Annotated in this window: 17 protein-coding genes; 9 read left to right on the forward strand and 8 right to left on the reverse strand. The window is 67.2% G+C overall.

The window, feature by feature from the left end; genetic code table 11:
* Positions 1-113: 113 nt before the first annotated feature.
* The 4 genes from AC0J5K_RS15900 to AC0J5K_RS15915 form a co-directional block, all read right to left on the reverse strand.
* Positions 114-1,598 carry an AMP nucleosidase gene (locus AC0J5K_RS15900; RefSeq protein WP_048533325.1) on the reverse strand — a complete coding sequence of 495 codons (1,485 nt, stop codon included), beginning with the start codon at positions 1,596-1,598 and terminating at the stop codon, positions 114-116.
* A 179-nt stretch (positions 1,599-1,777) separates the two neighbouring features.
* The gene (locus AC0J5K_RS15905; RefSeq protein ID WP_274565779.1) at positions 1,778-3,196 is read right to left on the reverse strand and encodes a pyridoxal phosphate-dependent decarboxylase family protein; all 1,419 of its coding nucleotides are present in this window, start codon (positions 3,194-3,196) and stop codon (positions 1,778-1,780) included.
* 218 nt (positions 3,197-3,414) lie between these two features.
* Entirely contained in the window at positions 3,415-4,284 is an 870-nt protein-coding gene (locus tag AC0J5K_RS15910) for an OmpA family protein (protein WP_274565778.1), read from the reverse strand.
* A 47-nt stretch (positions 4,285-4,331) separates the two neighbouring features.
* Positions 4,332-4,904: a peroxidase-related enzyme gene (locus AC0J5K_RS15915; RefSeq protein WP_048533328.1), complete on the reverse strand. Its 573-nt coding sequence runs from the start codon at positions 4,902-4,904 to the stop codon at positions 4,332-4,334.
* A gap of 194 nt (positions 4,905-5,098) precedes the next feature.
* On the opposite strand from AC0J5K_RS15915, the gene AC0J5K_RS15920 reads away from it, so the two are divergent.
* Positions 5,099-5,452 carry a PRC-barrel domain-containing protein gene (locus tag AC0J5K_RS15920; RefSeq protein WP_048533329.1) on the forward strand — a complete coding sequence of 118 codons (354 nt, stop codon included), beginning with the start codon at positions 5,099-5,101 and terminating at the stop codon, positions 5,450-5,452.
* A 55-nt stretch (positions 5,453-5,507) separates the two neighbouring features.
* On the opposite strand, the gene AC0J5K_RS15925 is transcribed toward AC0J5K_RS15920, so the two are convergent.
* Complete coding sequence (locus AC0J5K_RS15925) at positions 5,508-6,236, reverse strand: GNAT family N-acetyltransferase (RefSeq protein WP_274565777.1); 729 nt, start codon at positions 6,234-6,236, stop codon at positions 5,508-5,510.
* Positions 6,233-6,955: a competence/damage-inducible protein A gene (locus AC0J5K_RS15930; RefSeq protein WP_074836050.1), complete on the reverse strand. Its 723-nt coding sequence runs from the start codon at positions 6,953-6,955 to the stop codon at positions 6,233-6,235. The genes AC0J5K_RS15925 and AC0J5K_RS15930 overlap by 4 nt, the downstream gene beginning before the upstream one ends.
* A gap of 45 nt (positions 6,956-7,000) precedes the next feature.
* Here AC0J5K_RS15930 and sfsA point away from each other — a divergent pair, with 45 nt between their 5' ends.
* The 8 genes from sfsA to AC0J5K_RS15970 all read left to right on the forward strand — a co-directional run bounded on the left by sfsA (position 7,001) and on the right by AC0J5K_RS15970 (position 14,656).
* Positions 7,001-7,708 carry a DNA/RNA nuclease SfsA gene (sfsA, locus tag AC0J5K_RS15935; protein WP_074836052.1) on the forward strand — a complete coding sequence of 236 codons (708 nt, stop codon included), beginning with the start codon at positions 7,001-7,003 and terminating at the stop codon, positions 7,706-7,708.
* A gap of 26 nt (positions 7,709-7,734) precedes the next feature.
* Positions 7,735-8,592: a DMT family transporter gene (locus AC0J5K_RS15940; protein WP_074836053.1), complete on the forward strand. Its 858-nt coding sequence runs from the start codon at positions 7,735-7,737 to the stop codon at positions 8,590-8,592.
* A gap of 118 nt (positions 8,593-8,710) precedes the next feature.
* Entirely contained in the window at positions 8,711-9,523 is an 813-nt protein-coding gene (gene map / locus AC0J5K_RS15945) for a type I methionyl aminopeptidase (protein WP_074836055.1), read from the forward strand.
* A 107-nt stretch (positions 9,524-9,630) separates the two neighbouring features.
* Positions 9,631-11,154 (forward strand): 2,3-bisphosphoglycerate-independent phosphoglycerate mutase, encoded by a 1,524-nt coding sequence (gene gpmI / locus AC0J5K_RS15950; protein ID WP_274565776.1) that lies wholly within the window; start codon positions 9,631-9,633, stop codon positions 11,152-11,154.
* Entirely contained in the window at positions 11,151-12,272 is a 1,122-nt protein-coding gene (locus AC0J5K_RS15955) for a murein hydrolase activator EnvC family protein (RefSeq protein WP_074836058.1), read from the forward strand. Before gpmI ends, AC0J5K_RS15955 begins: the two co-directional genes overlap by 4 nt.
* A 7-nt stretch (positions 12,273-12,279) precedes the next feature.
* The gene (locus AC0J5K_RS15960) at positions 12,280-13,614 is read left to right on the forward strand and encodes a S41 family peptidase (protein WP_048533337.1); all 1,335 of its coding nucleotides are present in this window, start codon (positions 12,280-12,282) and stop codon (positions 13,612-13,614) included.
* Positions 13,615-13,672: 58 nt separating this feature from the next.
* On the forward strand, positions 13,673-14,164 hold the full coding sequence (locus tag AC0J5K_RS15965; RefSeq protein WP_048534018.1) for an RNA pyrophosphohydrolase: 492 nt from the start codon (positions 13,673-13,675) through the stop codon (positions 14,162-14,164).
* 3 nt (positions 14,165-14,167) lie between these two features.
* On the forward strand, positions 14,168-14,656 hold the full coding sequence (locus AC0J5K_RS15970; protein WP_274565775.1) for a hypothetical protein: 489 nt from the start codon (positions 14,168-14,170) through the stop codon (positions 14,654-14,656).
* A 3-nt stretch (positions 14,657-14,659) separates the two neighbouring features.
* Here AC0J5K_RS15970 and AC0J5K_RS15975 read toward each other — a convergent pair whose 3' ends face one another.
* Positions 14,660-15,139: a L,D-transpeptidase family protein gene (locus AC0J5K_RS15975; RefSeq protein WP_274565774.1), complete on the reverse strand. Its 480-nt coding sequence runs from the start codon at positions 15,137-15,139 to the stop codon at positions 14,660-14,662.
* Positions 15,139-16,233 carry a GTP cyclohydrolase II gene (ribA, locus tag AC0J5K_RS15980; RefSeq protein ID WP_074836113.1) on the reverse strand — a complete coding sequence of 365 codons (1,095 nt, stop codon included), beginning with the start codon at positions 16,231-16,233 and terminating at the stop codon, positions 15,139-15,141. The genes AC0J5K_RS15975 and ribA overlap by 1 nt, the downstream gene beginning before the upstream one ends.
* Positions 16,234-16,292 lie beyond the last annotated feature (59 nt).

A 16,292-nucleotide genomic window follows, 5' to 3' on the forward strand; every position in this document is an offset into this window, starting at 1 on the left:
CTGCCCAGCACTTGGGCCTCATCGGACGCATTAAACGTCATGTTGCGGGGGGACACAACGATTAGTGGCACGTCGGGCCTTAAAAATATGGGGTTTTGCCGGTTGACCCAACGTCACAGAAAGGCGGTTTCGTCGAAAGCCCGCAATTTCCGGCTGTGAATCCGCTCCAAAGGCATCTCACGCAGCCGTTCCATCGCCCGGATTCCGATGCGCAGATGCCGCGCGACCTGAGTCTGATAGAAGGCGCTGGCCATGCCCGGCAGCTTCAATTCGCCATGCAGCGGCTTGTCCGAGACACAGAGCAGCGTGCCGTAGGGCACCCGGAAGCGAAAGCCGTTGGCGGCGATGGTTGCGCTCTCCATGTCGAGCGCCACGGCGCGCGACTGGCTGAGCCGCTGCACCGGTCCCTCCTGGTCGCGCAGCTCCCAGTTGCGGTTGTCGACGCTGGCCACGGTGCCGGTGCGCATGATCCGCTTGAGGTCGTAGCCCTTGAGCTGGGTCTCCTCGGCCACCGCCTCTTCGAGGGCGATCTGGATCTCGGCCAGCGCCGGGATCGGCACCCAGACCGGCAGATCGTCGTCCAGCACCCGGTCCTCGCGCAGATAGGCATGCGCCAGCACGAAATCGCCCAAGGCCTGGGTGTTCCTGAGGCCGGCACAATGGCCCACCATCAGCCAGGCATGCGGCCGCAGCACGGCAATGTGGTCGGTGGCGGTCTTGGCGTTCGACGGGCCAACGCCGATATTGACCAGGGTGATCCCGGCATCACCCGGCCGCTTGAGGTGATAGGTCGGCATCTGCGGCTGTTTCAGCGTCGGCGGGATCTCCTGATCGGCGGCGGTGATCTCGACATTGCCGGTCGAGACAAAGCTGGTGTAGCCGCTGTCCGGATCGGCCAGCATGGCGCGGGCAAAGGCCTCGAACTCGCTGACATAGAACTGATAGTTGGTGAACAGCACGTAATTCTGGAAATGCCCGGGGTCGGTGGCGGTGTAATGCGCCAGCCGGGCCAGCGAATAATCGATCCGCTGCGCGGTAAAGGGCGCCAGCGGCGCCGGATCGCCCGGCGCAGTGTCATAGGTGCCGTTGACGATGTCGTCGTTGGTGGTGCTCAGATCGGGCACGTCAAAGACATCGCGGAGGATGAACTCGGCCGCGCCTTCCTGCGGCACGGTCACATCGGTCTGGGCGGCAACCGCAAAATGCACCGGGATCGGCGTGTCCGACACCGCGACACAGACCGGCACGCCGTGGTTTTCCATCAGCAGGTGGATCTGCTGCCGCAGATAGCGCCGGAACAGCCGCGGCTGCGTCACCGTGGTGGCATGGGTGCCGGGCGCCGAGACATGGCCAAAGCTCAGCCGGCTGTCGACATGGGCAAAGCTGGTGGTGGTGATGCGCACCTCGGGATAGAAGGCGCGATACCGCGTGGCCGGCTGCCCCTCGACCATCGCCCGGCGAAAGGCATCGGCCAGAAAGGCGGTGGCCTTCTCATAGAGCATACAGAGCTGGTCGACCGCCTTGTCGGCATCGGTAAAGAATGTCTCGCTGCCAAGCTCGGGGGTCTGCACCGCCCTGTTTCTGTCGCTGCCCGCCATGCCGATCCCCGTCCTTGCGCCTGTTGCCGCCGACATTGGCTTAGGCCGGGGGGGACTTCAACCATCAGCACGCAACAAGCCGCCGCAACCGGCCGCTCCCCGACCTCTGCCGCAAGGCGCCCCCTGCTTCTTCTGTTGAATAAGACCGTAGGGGGTCCGGGAGGCAAAGCCGCCGGCTCTCAGCCGGCGCGCAGCCCGCGCCAAGCCGTGATGATTTCGCGCGCCGCCAGGTCGGCATGTTCGGCCTGGGTGGCATATCCCGATACCGAAATGCGGATGATCTGCCGCCCGCGCCAGACGCCATGCGAGGGATAGACCCGCCCCCGCGCCTGGACCTCGCGCAGCACGGCCTCGGTCTGCCGGTCGCCCTCGGCCCCGGCACCGCAGCAAAGCGCCACCTGGTTGAACACCACGTCGTTGAGCACGGTCAGCCCCGGCTCGGCCGCCACCGTGCAGGCAATCCGCGCCGCCAGCTGGTGATGCCGCAGGATCAGCGCGCTGAGGCCGGAGCGGCCGAGATGGCGCAGAATGGCATAGCTCGGCACCCCGCGGGCGCGGCGCGACAGCTCCGGCGTGCTGTCGGACGGCTCCCAGTCGTCATTCCGGCTCGGCAGATAGGCGCCGCGCGCCGACATTGCCGCCACCAGCGCCGCCCGGTCGCGCACGAGCACCACGCCGGCGTCGAACGGCGCGCTCAGCCCCTTGTGCAGATCGACGGCCCAGCTGTCGGCCCGCGCCACCCCGGCGCAGAGATGCGCCAGCTCCGGCACCGCGGCGGCCCAGAGGCCGAAGGCGCCATCCACATGGACCCAGCCGCCCCGCGCATGGACCTGCGCGATCAGCGCCTCGAAGGGATCGAAAGCACCGGTGTTGATCTGGCCGGCTTGCAGGATGACCAGCGGCGGCGCCTCGCATTGCGCCAGTTTCTCGGCAAAGTCCGCCGGGTTGATGCGGCCCTGATCGTCGGTCGCCACCCGCCGGGCACGGCCGGCGCCAAGCCCGGAATAGCGCAGCGCCGCGCTTACTGCCGAATGCGCCTCCGCGCCGATCAGCACCGGGATCGCCGGCGCACCGATCAGCCCGTCCTGTTCCACATCCCAGCCCTGTGCCGCCAGCAGCGCATGCCGCGCCGCCAGCACCCCCGAGAAATTCGCCGCGCTGGCGCCGGTGACAAGCCCCGCCCCGGTGCCTTGCGGCAGGCCGAAGAGATCGACCAGCCAGTCGCAGAGCGTGCGCTCCATGCCGGTGATCGCCGGGGTTTCGCTGGCCGAGCCGGCGTTCTGCCCCCAGGCCGACACCAGCGCATCCGCCGCCACGCCCACCGGGTGCGAGCCGCCCAGAACATAGCCGAAAAAGCCCGGCGCTGTCATTGCGTGCAACGCGCCGTCGGCGCCGGCGGTGATCCCGGAAATCACCTGCGGCGCAGGCTCTCCCGTTTCGCTCAGAGGCTGGCGAAACCGCGCCACAGCCTCGTCCAGCCCGACGCTGGGCCGCACCGGCTGATGCGGCAGGTTCGACCGGTAGGACAGCGCCGCGGAATAGGCGGTGGCCAGGGCGGCGCGTTCTTCGACGGTCAAGCCCATGGAAAGCTCTGTCATTCTCATGTCCAACTGACGTCGTCCCTTGCGAATCACGGGGCCGCGCCCCTTGCAGTCAGGTCAAAACCTAGCGCGGGAAATTTGCGGTCCCGGATGATATGGCGCACACTTGCGACACTTTTCACGGGAAGCTTGGCAGATATATTCCCCTGAAAGCGCTTCGAATATCGCAAGTCGACTCGCCTTACCCGGGTAACGTCACGGCAGGTCGGCCGGCGTCATTCGGTCGAGACAAGCACCGCCTCGACCCTTCGGTTGGCCTCGCGGCCCTCGGCTGTCAGGTTGCTGGTCAGCGGCGCCAGATAGCCCATACCGCCGGCCTCGAGCTGGTCGCGGTCGACGCCGTGCTCGCGCACCAGACGGTCCAGCACCGACATCGCCCGCTGGCGCGACAGCGCGATGTTGTTGTCCAGCGAGCCCACCGCGTCGGTATGGCCGACCAGTGCGATCCGCCGGTTGGGAAAGGCCGCGAGATAGCGCGCAAGCGTGGTCAGGCTGTCGAAATCCCCCTCGCCCAGCGCCGAGGAACCGGTCTGAAACGACAGATCGGCGAGCACGACCCGGCCGAGGCTTTCGAGTTGCCTGGCAATCTGCCCGCTGTCACCCGGCGGGGTCGGCGCAACCGGCCCCGGCGCGGCGCTGACCCCGCCTTCGGCCGCATCGCCGACCCGGATGATCTGGACAAAGCCCGCCGCGGCGCTGCGCGAGACCAGCACCGAAACCGCGCCACCATCGGGGTGGCGCGCGGCGAGAAAACGGAAATCGGTGAGATCGACATACATGCCCGGGCCGGGCAGCACCTCGGTGCCGAAACGGAAATCAAAGCCGCCACAGCGCCGGGTCTTGCAGTCGAACTGGATGTCATAGCCCGACGCGGCAATCTGTGTCCTCAGCGGCGCCAGCAGTTGCAGCGTGGTGCGGATGTCCCCCGGCACCCGGTAGGATTGCCGCAGCACCGCGCCCTCGACTACCTCGGCCGGGATCGCGCCCTCGGCAAAGGCACCCGTCGGCAGCGCATAAGACCCCGGATCGCGCTTTTCCTCGTAGGTCAGCACCGCCCCGGCAGGCAGCGCAAGGTCCTGCGCCACGGCCGGCCCCGCCAGGCAACATGCGATGAGCGCGAGCGCCCGCAAGTTCAGCGCGCCATCGCGTGATAGGCGCGGTTGGGCCGCATGTCGGTGGCGCTGGCCACGCGGTTCGACATGTTGAAGAACCCGGCGACCGAGGCGATGTCAAAGATGTCGCGATCCGAGAAGCCGGCGTCGCGCAGCGCCTGCCGGTCGGCCTCGGCGATCTCGGCGCTGGCCTTGGTCACCTTTTCGGCAAACTCCAGCATCGCGGTCTGACGCTTGTCGAGATCGGCGGCGCGCCAGTTCATCACCATCAGCTCGCCCAGCTCGGGATCGCCGGACAGCTGCCGCACGGCGGCACCATGGGCGGTGAGGCAATAGAAACACTTGTTGATCGACGACACCGCCACGGCGATCATTTCCCGCTCGAGCTTGCTCAGCCCGCTGCCGGCCAGCATCAGGTCGTTGTACATGGCGGTAAAGGCGTTGAGCTTGTCGATGTCGAAGGCATAGGCGCGCAGGACATTGGGCACCATGCCCAGCTTGTCTTCGCAGACATCGAAATATTTGCGGGTCTCGTCGGGCAGCGGATCGACCATCGGAAGGTCGAGCGCTGTAGGCTGGTCAGAGGCGGACATGGGCAGGGCTCCGGTTGCGTGCCTGTTTGGTGCCCGACGCAGCAAATCGCAAAACGCGCGGGCATTCAACTCCCGGTCTCGGCTGGCTTTTCGCCGCCGCGACGCCGGGCGAATATCCGCCGTGGCGGGGCACCACGTCGGAACATCCGCGGCGCTCGGCGGTTTCTTCTGCACACCGATTGGAGGAATTAGTGATGAGTACCGAAGGGAACCACAGTCTTGTGTCCTCGTCCGACGTGAACGGCACCGCCGTCTACAGCCGCGATGGCACGCATATCGGCACGATCGATCACCTGATGATCGACAAGGAATCCGGCAAGGTGGCCTATGCGGTCATGGGTTTTGGCGGCTTTCTCGGGCTTGGCGAAGAACACCACCCGGTGCCCTGGGGCAAGCTCAATTATGACGTCAGCCGCGATGGGTTTACCACCGATCTGACCGAAGCCGAGGTCAAGGGCGCACCGGAGCGGACCAGCGACTGGCACCGCGACCGCGCCTGGGAGCAACGGGTGCATGAGCACTACGGCGCGCCGATGTACTGGATCTGACCGGTCAGACGGATGACTTCTCCGCCCCTCGATGCTGTCGGGGGGCGGTTGTGCGTCAGGCTTCGGCGATCCGGTAGTGATAATGGCCGACGCAGGCAAAGCCCATGCCGGCGTAAAGCGCATTGGCGCCGGTGTTGGCCTCGGTGCAGAGCACCGACAGATGCGTGGCGCCGCGGTCTGCCGCCCAGACCGCCGCCTGCCGCATCATCCACTGCGCCAGCCCCTTGCGGCGCTTGGCCGGGACAACTTCGAGCGCATGCAGCATGGCCAGCCCGTCAACCAGCCCGACATAGGCGGTGGCAGCGGGGCTGTCCTCGATCCGGCCCAGGATGGTGGTCTTGTCGCAGGTGGCGCGCCACATCACCGCCAGCCGTTCCGGGCCGATGCCCGCCGCGGCCCAGAGATCGCGCATGATCGCCAGCGGCTCCCAGATGCAGAAGGTGGTGACGCGGGGAATGGGCCGGTCGGTCAGATCCTGCACCGGGGCGACATAGAGATTGACCGGATCGACGATCCGGTAACCGGCGGCCTCGAGCGTGGCATCGAGCCGCTCTTCGCCGGCCCTTATCTGAAACAGCGGCTGCTGGCCCAGCGCGCGCATCTCTTGCTCGGCCCGCAGCCGATCGTCCTCGGACCAGCTGGCGCCGGGCAGAAGCGTCGCCGCCGAGACACGTTTGCCGCCGCCGGCGCCATCGCGCAGCAGGAAGGCCCCGCTGGCAAAGCTGCGCGCCGGGGGCCATGTCGCCTCGCAAAGCGCCATCAGCTGATCGGCGCCGGGCCTCATTCGGAAAACAGCGCCTTGAGCCGGGTCATCGCCAGATCGATCCTCGCCCCGTCCTGCGCGCGGATCACGATATTGGCGCCATAGGCCCCGTTCTGCTGATACGGATAGGAGCCGAAGGACAGGTCGTCGAATTCCTCCGCCAGCGCCGCCAGCGGCCCGGCGATATCGCCTTCGCCGCGCTGCACCCGCAGGGTCTGGCTCAGCAGCGGCGCGCCCCCCGTGAGCGTCGGCAGGACGGAGGCGACCATGGCCTGAAACACGCTGGGCACGCCGGCCATGACATGCACATTGCCCAAGAGAAAGCCCGGCGCGATCGACACCGGGTTGTCGATCAAGGTCGCGCCATCGGGGATGCGGGCCATCCGCAGGCGGGCGGCGTTCAGCTCGCGCCCGGTATTGGCGTAATGCTCGGCCAGCAGCGCGCGGGCATCCTCGCGCACGTCGATAGGCACGCCGAAGGCCTCGGCGATGCAATCGGCGGTGATGTCGTCATGGGTCGGGCCGATGCCGCCGGAGGTAAAGACATGGGTGACCGCCGCCGAGAGCGCCTTGACCGCCGCGACGATGGCGGGCGCGTCATCGCTGACCACGCGCACCTCCTTGAGGTCGATGCCGTGTTTGGTCAGCTCGCCGGCGAGGTAATGCATATTGGCGTCGCGGGTGCGGCCCGAGAGGATCTCGTCGCCGATCACCAGCATGGCGGCGGTGGGATTGGCCATCGGGGCCTCCTTGAATGCAGATTTTCAGAGGTATAGGCCGGGCGCATGCGCTTTCAAACCCCTCTTGTTCCGGCCACGCTCCTGCGGCGATACAAACGCTTCCTCGCCGATTGCCGGCTGGATGACGGCCGCGAGGTTGTGGCCCATTGCGCCAACCCCGGCTCGATGCTCGGCCTTGCCGACCCCGGCTTTCGGGTCTGGCTCGAGCCCAACGACGATCCCAAGAAAAAGCTGGATTACGGCCTCAGGCTGGTCTCGCCCGCCGAGGGCGTGCTGGTGGGGGTGGATACCTCGGTGCCGAACCGCGCGCTGCGCGGGGCGCTCGAGGCCGGCAGCGTGCCGGGGCTCGAAGGCTACCGGACGGTGCGGCCCGAGGTGAAGTACAGCCGGAACAGCCGGATAGATTTCCTGTTGCAGGCCGCCGGGCGGCGCGATTGCTATGTCGAGGTGAAATCGGTCACGCTGAGCCGCGAAAACGGCGTGGCGGAGTTTCCCGACAGCGTGACCGCGCGCGGCACCAAGCATCTGGCCGATCTTGCCGCGATGGCGCAGGCCGGGCACCGGGCGGTGATGCTCTATCTGGTGCAGCGCAACGATTGCACCACGATGCGGCTGGCCGCCGATATCGACCCGGCCTATGCGGCGGGCTTTGTCGAGGCTTGCGCCGCCGGGGTCGAGGTGATGGTACTGGGCTGCGAACTGACGCCCGAGGCCATCCGGCCCGGCGGGCGGATGGATTTCACTCCGGCGTAACCGCATCTCCGACGACGAGGTCTTGCATGTCTCTTCTTGGTCTGGCCCTCGTTCTCGCTGCTGCGGTCTGCCATGCGACCTGGAACTTTCAGCTCAAGCGGATCGGCGGCGGGCCGGAGCTGGTCTGGCTGTTCTCGGCGCTGACGGTGGTGATCTATGCGCCGCTGGCGCTTTGGGTGCTGGTGTCACAGGCGCCGAGCTTCGGGCCGCAGCAACTCATCTGGCTGGCCGGCAGCACGGCGCTGCACATGGCCTATTTCCTGCTCTTGCAGGTCGGCTATCGCAAGGGCGATCTGTCGCTGGTCTATCCCACCGCACGTTCGACCGGGCCGCTTCTCTCCACCAGCTTTGCCGTGCTCTTTCTGGGCGAGATCGTCAGCGCGCAGATGGCGCTTGGCGCGGTCGGCATCGTCTTTGGCGTGCTGATGCTGACCACCGGCGGGCGCGTGAAGGGCCAGCAGATCTCGACCTCGCTCCTCTTTGGCCTGGCCGCCGGCGGGCTGATCGGCAGCTATACGGTCTGGGACGCCTATGCGGTCTCGGCGCTGCTGATCCCGCCGCTGCTGCTCGATTACGTCTCGAGCGTGGCGCGATCGGTGCTGCTGGCGCCGATGGCCCTGAAACGCCGCGCGGTCATGCGATTGCAATGGCGCGATCACCGCGCGGGGCTGGTGATCATCGCGCTGTTCAATCCGCTGGCCTATATCCTCGTGCTCTATGCGCTGACCTTCACCCCGGTGGCCTATGTCGCGCCCACCCGCGAGGTCAGCGTGCTGCTGACCGTGCTGGCGGGCAGCCTGCTGCTGGGCGAAGGCCATCTTCGCCACCGGATGATCTGGGCGGGGGTGATTCTGGCCGGCATGGGCGTTCTGGTCACCTCTTGATTGCATCGCGGCGGCGCCCCCTCACCGCGGCAGCACGGGAACTTGTCCCGCGCGGGCTGGCTCTTTACGCTGCAAACGCATAAGACAGCCAGCAAGACGTTTTTTACGGAGCAATTGCATGAACCGTCACAAGGGGCGCATGACGCGCGACGGGATCCGGATCCATGAACAGGCGGATTTCGCCGGCATGCACGAGGCCGGCCGGGTCGCAGCCCAGATCCTCGACGAAGTGGCCCCTCTGGTCGAGGTCGGCCAGACCACGGGCGCGCTCGATGCCTTCATCGAGAAGCGGGTGGGCGAGCTGGGCACCAAATCGGCCACCATCGGCTACAAGGGCTATCAGCACGCCTCCTGCATCAGCGTCAATCACGTGGTCTGCCACGGCATTCCCGGCGACAAGAAGCTGAAGGACGGCGATATCCTCAATATCGACGTGACCGTCATCAAGGATGGCTGGTTCGGCGACACCAGCCGGATGTTCGTCGCCGGCAAGCTCAGCCGCAAGGCCGAGCGGCTGATCCAGGTGACCCATGACGCGCTGATGCGCGGCATCGAGGCGGTCAAGCCCGGCAACACCTTTGGCGATGTCGGCCATGCGATCCAAAGCTTCGTCGAAGGCCAGCGCATGTCGGTGGTGCGGGATTTCTGCGGCCACGGGCTGGGCACGGTGTTTCACGCGCCGCCCAACGTGCTACACTACGGCCGCGCGGGAACCGGGCCGGTGCTCGAGGAAGGCATGTTCTTTACCATCGAGCCGATGGTCAACCTCGGCCGTCCCGAGACCAAGGTGCTGTCGGACGACTGGACCGCTGTGACCCGCGACAAGTCGCTTTCTGCACAGTTCGAACATTCGGTCGGGGTGACCGCGGAGGGCGCCGAGATCTTCACGCTCTCGCCCGGCGGCCTGTTTCACCCGACCTATTCCGAATAAGCCGCGCGCCCGTGTCACGGGCCGAGATGCGTATTTGATAAGAGAAGAAGCCCCTTTCGGTGGCAGGGTGTCACCGCCCGGGGCGCGATCAGAACGAGGAACCTTTGATGCCTGCTCCGAAACCCGTGGTTCTGTGTATTCTCGACGGCTGGGGCCTGCGGGACGAAACCGAGGCCAATGCCGTGGCGCTGGCCGAGACGCCGAATTTCGACCGGCTGATGGCGAATTGCCCGAATGCCACGCTGACCACCCATGGCAATGACGTCGGCCTGCCCAGCGGGCAGATGGGCAATTCCGAGGTCGGCCACACAAATATCGGCGCCGGCCGGGTGGTGGCGATGGACCTCGGGCAGATCGATCTCGCGATCGAGGACCGTTCGTTCTTTTCCAACGCGGCGATCCATGCCTTCATCGAGAGCGTGCGCGGCCACGACGGCACCGCGCATCTGATGGGGGTGATTTCCGATGGCGGCGTGCATGGCCATATCGACCATGTGCTGGCCGCCGTCGAAATGATCGTCAGCGCCGGGGTGCCGGTGGTGGTGCATGCGGTCACCGATGGCCGCGACGTGGCGCCGAAATCGGCCGAGGACTTCCTGCGGACGCTGGTGTCGAAGCTGCCCGAGGGTGCCCGGGTGGGCACCGTCACCGGGCGTTATTTCGCCATGGACCGCGACAATCGCTGGGACCGGGTGGAACAGGCCTATCGCGCCATGGTGGGCGGCGCCGCCGAACACAAGGCCGGCACCGCCGTGGCGGCGGTGAAAGAGGCCTATGACCGCGATCAGACCGACGAATTCATCCCCGCCACGCTGATCGGCAATTACGACGGTGCCCGGGATGGCGACGGCTTCTTCTGCCTCAACTTCCGGGCCGACCGGGCGCGCGAGATCCTGCTGGCGGTGGGCGAGGATGACTTTGACGGCTTCGACGGCCGCAACCGGCCGCAATGGGCCTCGATCCTGGGCATGGTGGATTACTCCAAGACCCATGACACCTTCATGGCCGCCGCCTATCCCAAGAAGGTCGTGGTCAACACGCTGGGCGCCTGGGTCGCGGCGAAGGGGCTGAAGCAGTTCCGCCTGGCCGAAACCGAGAAATACCCGCATGTCACCTTCTTCCTCAATGGCGGCAAGGAGGTGCCCGAAGAGGGCGAAGACCGCTACATGGCGCCCTCGCCCAAGGTGGCGACCTATGACTTGCAGCCCGAAATGAGCGCCGGGGAGGTCTCGGACCAGTTCGTGAAGGCAATCGAGACCGGCTATGACCTGATCGTGGTGAACTTTGCCAACCCCGACATGGTGGGCCACACCGGCGATCTGGAGGCGGCCAAGGCGGCCTGTCAAGCGGTGGATACCGGCCTCGGCCGGGCGCTCGAGGCGCTGGACAAGGCCGGCGGCGCGATGATCGTGACCGCCGACCACGGCAATTGCGAGCAGATGGTCGACCCCGAGACCGGCGGGCCGCATACCGCCCATACGCTCAACCCGGTGCCGGTGATCCTGGTCGGCGGGCCCGAGGGGGCCAGGCTGCGGCAGAGCGGGCGGCTGGCCGATCTGGCGCCCACGCTTCTGGCGCTGATGGCGCTCGACACGCCCGAGGAAATGACCGGAGAAAGCCTGCTGGCATGATCCTGCGCGCCGTGACCCTCCTGTGCCTGTTCGCCGGGGCGGCGCAGGCGCAGATGACCACAGCCGAAGCGGCGCGCGATGCCGTGCGCATGCTTGAGGAAAGCGCCCAGGCGCTGAGCGAGGCCCGTGGCGGGCGCGAGCGGGTCAAGGCGCTGACCGAAATCGTCAAGGGCTATGAGACCGGTCTGGCGGCGCTGCGCGACGGCATGCGCGCGGCCTCGTTGAAAGAGGCGCAGCTCACCGAGGATCTCCAGGCCCGCGACAAGGAAATCTCGCGGCTTCTGGGCGTGCTGCAATCCATTTCGCGGGCGCCGGCGCCGGTCACCCTGCTGCATCCTTCGGGCCCGACGGGCACCGCACGGGCCGGCATGCTGCTGTCGGATGTGACGCCGGGGCTGAAGGCCCGCGCCGATGCCTTGCGCGCCGATCTCGAGGAGGTGCAGGCGCTGCGGCTGTTGCAGGCGCAATCCGCGGCCAAGCTGCAAGAGGGGCTCGAAGGTGCGCAGGAGGCGCGCACCGCGCTGTCGAAGGCGGTGGCCGACCGTACCGATCTGCCGCGCCGCTTTGTGGAGAACCCGGTGCAGACCGCCGTGCTGATCGCCGCCACCGAAACACTGGAGGGTTTTGCCAGCGGTCTCAGCACCATCGCCGAGGACGAGGCGCCGGGCAGCCTGCCCGACATCAGCCACCGCAAGGGCAAGCTGGCGCTGCCGGTGCAGGGCCAGCTCCTGCGCCGCGCCGGCGAGGCCGATGCCGCCGGTGTGCGCCGCCCCGGGCTGCTGATCGCCACCGGGCCGCAGGCAGTGGTCACGACCCCCACCGCCGCCACCATCCGCTATGCCGGGCCGCTCCTGAACTACGGGCTGGTCGCCATTCTGGAGCCGCAGGCCGACACGCTGTTCATCTTTGCCGGGCTCGAGGCGGTCTTTGGCCAGACCGGCCAGGTCCTGCCGGCGGGCGATCCTCTAGGGCTGATGGGCGGAGAGTTGCGGACGGATGTGTCACTATCGGGTGATGGGGCTGGAAACGCCCGCCCGGAAACGCTCTATATAGAGGTCAGAGAGCTGAATCAGCCTGTGGACCCACAAGATTGGTTCCGCACCACCGACAAGGGATAAGACACCAATGAAGAAGTTCGTCATGGCCGCCGTCGGCGGTACGCTGGCAGGCATTGTCGCAACCACCCAGCTTGCCGGCCCGCTGCTGGCCCAGGAAGAGCGTTCATCGGGCAATGTCTACGAGCAGCTTGACCTGTTTGGCGACATCTTCGAACGCATTCGCGCGCAATATGTCGAGGAGGTCGACGAAGGCGAGCTGATCGAGGCCGCGATCAACGGCATGCTGACCTCGCTCGACCCGCATTCCAGCTATCTGTCGCCGGATGACGCCGCCGACATGCGGGTGCAGACCCGGGGCGAGTTCGGCGGTCTGGGCATCGAGGTGACCCAGGAAGAGGGCTTCATCAAGGTGGTGTCGCCGATCGACGACACCCCGGCAGATGCCGCCGGGATCGAGGCCGGCGATTTCATCACCCATGTCGATGGCGAATCGGTGCTCGGCCTGACGCTGGACGAGGCGGTCGAGATGATGCGCGGGCCGGTCGGCTCCGAGATCATCATCACCGTGGTCCGCGAGGATCAGCCCGAGCCCTTCGATGTCTCGATCATCCGCGACACCATCACCCTCACCGCCGTGCGCACCCGCACCGAAGGCGAGACCGTGGTGCTGCGTGTCACCACCTTCAATGATCAGACCACGCCCAATCTCGAAGAGGGACTGGCCGAGGAGATCGCGGCCGCCGGCGGGCTCGAGAACGTCAACGGCATCGTGCTCGACCTGCGCAACAACCCCGGCGGTCTGCTGACCCAGGCGATCCGGGTGTCGGATGCCTTCCTCGAGAAAGGCGAGATCGTCTCGACCCGCGGCCGCAACCCCGAGGACGGCGAGCGCTACAACGCCACGCCCGGCGATCTTGCCGAGGGCAAGCCGCTGGTGGTGCTGATCAACGGCGGCTCGGCCTCGGCCTCGGAAATCGTCGCCGGTGCCTTGCAGGATCACCGCCGCGCCATCGTGGTCGGCACCAAATCCTTCGGCAAGGGGTCGGTGCAGACCGTCATGCCGCTTCGCGGAGACGGCGCCATGCGGCTGACCACGGCGCGCTATTACACGCCGTCGGGCCGGTCGATCCAGGCGCTCGGCGTCTCGCCCGACATCGTTGTCGAACAGCCGCGTCGGGTGGCCAACGAAGAGGATGAGGAAACCACCCCCAATTCGCGTTCCGAGGCCGACCTGCGCGGCTCGCTCGACAATGACAGCCTGAGCGAGGACGAGATCGAACAGATCGAAGCCGACCGCGCCAAGGCCGAAGCCGCCGCCGCGCTGCGCGAAGAGGATTACCAGCTGGCCTATGCCATCGACATCCTCAAGGGCCTGTCGGCGCTGGGTCCGAAAGACGAGTGAAACTGCTCTGCCCCCGGCCGCCGTGCCGGGGGCGATCTCGAGTGACCGCGAGGCCCGCATGACCCCCGAAGACATCGCCCGCCTGCCCTATCGCCGCAATGTCGGGGTGATGCTTGTCAACGCCGCGGGCGAGGCCTTTGTCGGCCAGCGGATCGACAGCGAAACGCCGGCCTGGCAGATGCCGCAGGGCGGCATCGACAAGGGCGAGGACGCCCGCGCCGCCGCGCTGCGCGAATTGCAGGAAGAAACCGGTGTCCTGCCCGAGCTGGTGACCGTGGAGGCGGAAACCCGGGCCTGGATACCCTATGACCTGCCGCATGATCTGGTGCCGAATATCTGGAAAGGCCGGTTTCGCGGCCAGGAACAGAAATGGTTCCTGATGCGTTTCCATGGCACCGACGATCAGGTGCGGCTGGATGCCGACGATCATCAGGAGTTTTCCGAATGGCGCTGGCTGCCGCACGACCGGCTCGTCGATCATATCGTACCGTTCAAGCGCGAGGTCTATGCCCGCGTGGTCGAGGAGTTCCGCCCCTATCTTGAGAGGTGAGTGATGCGTCTCTTGACTTGTCTGCCGTTGCTTGTCTGGGCCGCCGGGGCGCAGGCGCTGACCTGCCTGCCGCATGACGTGGCCGCTGTCTACCAGGATGCCAGGGACAGCGAGGATCGCTACATGGTGGTGCTGGGCCGGATGGGCTTTGACGCGACGCGGCTGCCCGAGACCGACATGACCGATCAGGCCAACACTCCGCCCGACACCCGAATTCCGGCGCGGCTGACCGGCGACGCGTTGAGCCGCGCCGGATTCATCCACCCCTATGACGCGGACATCGTGCTGAACGTGCAATGTTTCGGCCCGTGGTGCGCAGGGGCCCAGAGCGGCGATCCGGTGCTGGCCTTCGTCAATCTCGACGCCGCCTCCCCGGAGGTGACGATCACCCCCTGCGGCGGCTTTGCCTTTGCCAGACCCACGCCCGAGATGACCGAACAGGTGATCGCCTGTCACACCGGCGGCGACTGCACGCCGCGCAAGCAGCGCTAGAGCTCAGGGCACGATCAGCCTTGTGCCGGGGGCGGCCAGTGCCGCGATCCGGCGCAGGTGGTCGGGGCGGAAGGCGATGCAGCCTTCGGTCGGAGAGCCGGGCCGCCGCCAGCGGTGCAGGAAGATCGCCGAGCCACGGCCGGGCGTGGCATCGGGCCAGTTCCAATCGGTCAGCAGCACCAGGTCATAAAGCGGATCGGCGCGGCGCAGCGCCTCGTGCGAGCCGGTGTAGGGCGCGCGGACCAAAGTGTTGTAATCCTCGTCTTGCGGCTCGTCGGACCACAGATCGCCGGGGCGGATCGGCTCGGCCCAGGGCGCCGGGCGGGCCATCCGGTCGGGGCGATACAGCAGCCCGGTGATGTGGTGCCGGCCGCGCGGGGTGGCGCCATCGCCCTCGCGCTTGTCGGCGGTCAGCCCGCCGCGGCCGATGGTGCAGGGCCAGAGCCTTCCGGCAAAGCGCAGCCCGCGCGGGGTGAGGACCATCACAGCAGATGCCCCGATTTCGCCGCCTTGGTGGCGAGATAGGCGGCGTTCTGATCGGTCAGCCCGACCTTGAGCGGCACCCGTTCGGTCACCGCGAGACCGGCGCCCTGCATCATCGCGATCTTGCGTGGATTATTGGTCAGCAGCCGGACCCGGGCAAAGCCCATGGCCTTGAGGATATCGGCGCCGATGCGGAAATCGCGTTCGTCATCCTCGAAGCCCAGCCGGTGATTGGCCTCGACCGTGTCGAAGCCCTGATCCTGCAAGGAATAGGCGCGCATCTTGTTGGCGAGCCCGATGCCGCGACCCTCCTGGTTGAGATAGAGCAGCACCCCCTGCCCCTCGTCGCCCATCTGCGCCAGGGCGGCATGAAGCTGCGGGCCGCAGTCGCATTTCAGCGAGCCCAGCACATCGCCGGTGAAACAGGCGGAATGCAGCCGTGCCAGCACCGGCTGCGCCCGATCCGGGCGGCCGATCTCGAAGGCGTAGTGCTCGACCCCGCCATCATCGGGGCGGAAGATGTGCAACCGTCCGCCATGGGCCAGCCGGGTGGGCAGGCGCGCCGCCACCACCGGATGCGGATCGGTGGCCCGCAGCAGCAGCGGCCCGGCGCTCCCGGCCTCGAGCCGTGTGAGCAGCGCGGCTTCCGGCAGGCTCTCGACCGCGGTTTCCAGCACCACGGCGGCGGGCAGGAGCTGTGCCGATTTCACCAGCGACACCGCCAGCCGGTGCAGCGCCGCATCGCCTTCGCGCAAGGCGAACAGCGGGCCCTTCATCGGTGTCCGCAGATCATCGGCCGGATCGGCGATGGCGCGGATCCAGGCGCAATCGGCCTCTTCCGGCAGCGGCAGCCGGGCGACATCGCCGTCATAGGGGCGCGCCTTCAGCGTCTCGGCCCGGCGTCCGGTGATCGCCAGCACCGGCGCCCCGCCCAGCGCCCGCAGGGTGGCCAGCCGCGCCGGCCCCATGGTTTCGGCCGCAAGCACCAGCGCGGCGCTGCCGTGACCGCAGAGCACGACCGGCACCCCCATCCGAAGATCGGCGCGGGCGCGGTTGATCAGCTCCGCCGTGTCAGGTGCAAAATGTCCAGTCATCAGGCCTGTCATGTAGCCGGTAATGATCGGGAATTGAAACATTTCCTCGCCTCCCGGGT

This window comes from Marinovum sp. E3 (genome assembly GCF_055755275.1).

Excerpts from the sequence above, each read along its gene's own strand:
- AC0J5K_RS15915 (WP_048533328.1), bottom strand. The coding sequence starts at position 4,904 with ATGTCCGCCTCTGACCAGCCTACAGCGCTCGACCTTCCGATGGTCGAT.
- ribA (WP_074836113.1), bottom strand. The coding sequence starts at position 16,233 with ATGACTGGACATTTTGCACCTGACACGGCGGAGCTGATCAACCGCGCC.
- AC0J5K_RS15960 (WP_048533337.1), top strand. The coding sequence starts at position 12,280 with ATGAAGAAGTTCGTCATGGCCGCCGTCGGCGGTACGCTGGCAGGCATT.
- AC0J5K_RS15965 (WP_048534018.1), top strand. The coding sequence starts at position 13,673 with ATGACCCCCGAAGACATCGCCCGCCTGCCCTATCGCCGCAATGTCGGG.
- AC0J5K_RS15930 (WP_074836050.1), bottom strand. The coding sequence starts at position 6,955 with ATGGCCAATCCCACCGCCGCCATGCTGGTGATCGGCGACGAGATCCTC.
- AC0J5K_RS15925 (WP_274565777.1), bottom strand. The coding sequence starts at position 6,236 with ATGAGGCCCGGCGCCGATCAGCTGATGGCGCTTTGCGAGGCGACATGG.
- AC0J5K_RS15905 (WP_274565779.1), bottom strand. The coding sequence starts at position 3,196 with ATGACAGAGCTTTCCATGGGCTTGACCGTCGAAGAACGCGCCGCCCTG.
- AC0J5K_RS15920 (WP_048533329.1), top strand. The coding sequence starts at position 5,099 with ATGAGTACCGAAGGGAACCACAGTCTTGTGTCCTCGTCCGACGTGAAC.
- gpmI (WP_274565776.1), top strand. The coding sequence starts at position 9,631 with ATGCCTGCTCCGAAACCCGTGGTTCTGTGTATTCTCGACGGCTGGGGC.
- map (WP_074836055.1), top strand. The coding sequence starts at position 8,711 with ATGAACCGTCACAAGGGGCGCATGACGCGCGACGGGATCCGGATCCAT.
- AC0J5K_RS15970 (WP_274565775.1), top strand. The coding sequence starts at position 14,168 with ATGCGTCTCTTGACTTGTCTGCCGTTGCTTGTCTGGGCCGCCGGGGCG.
- AC0J5K_RS15975 (WP_274565774.1), bottom strand. The coding sequence starts at position 15,139 with ATGGTCCTCACCCCGCGCGGGCTGCGCTTTGCCGGAAGGCTCTGGCCC.
- sfsA (WP_074836052.1), top strand. The coding sequence starts at position 7,001 with ATGCGCTTTCAAACCCCTCTTGTTCCGGCCACGCTCCTGCGGCGATAC.
- AC0J5K_RS15940 (WP_074836053.1), top strand. The coding sequence starts at position 7,735 with ATGTCTCTTCTTGGTCTGGCCCTCGTTCTCGCTGCTGCGGTCTGCCAT.
- AC0J5K_RS15955 (WP_074836058.1), top strand. The coding sequence starts at position 11,151 with ATGATCCTGCGCGCCGTGACCCTCCTGTGCCTGTTCGCCGGGGCGGCG.
- AC0J5K_RS15900 (WP_048533325.1), bottom strand. The coding sequence starts at position 1,598 with ATGGCGGGCAGCGACAGAAACAGGGCGGTGCAGACCCCCGAGCTTGGC.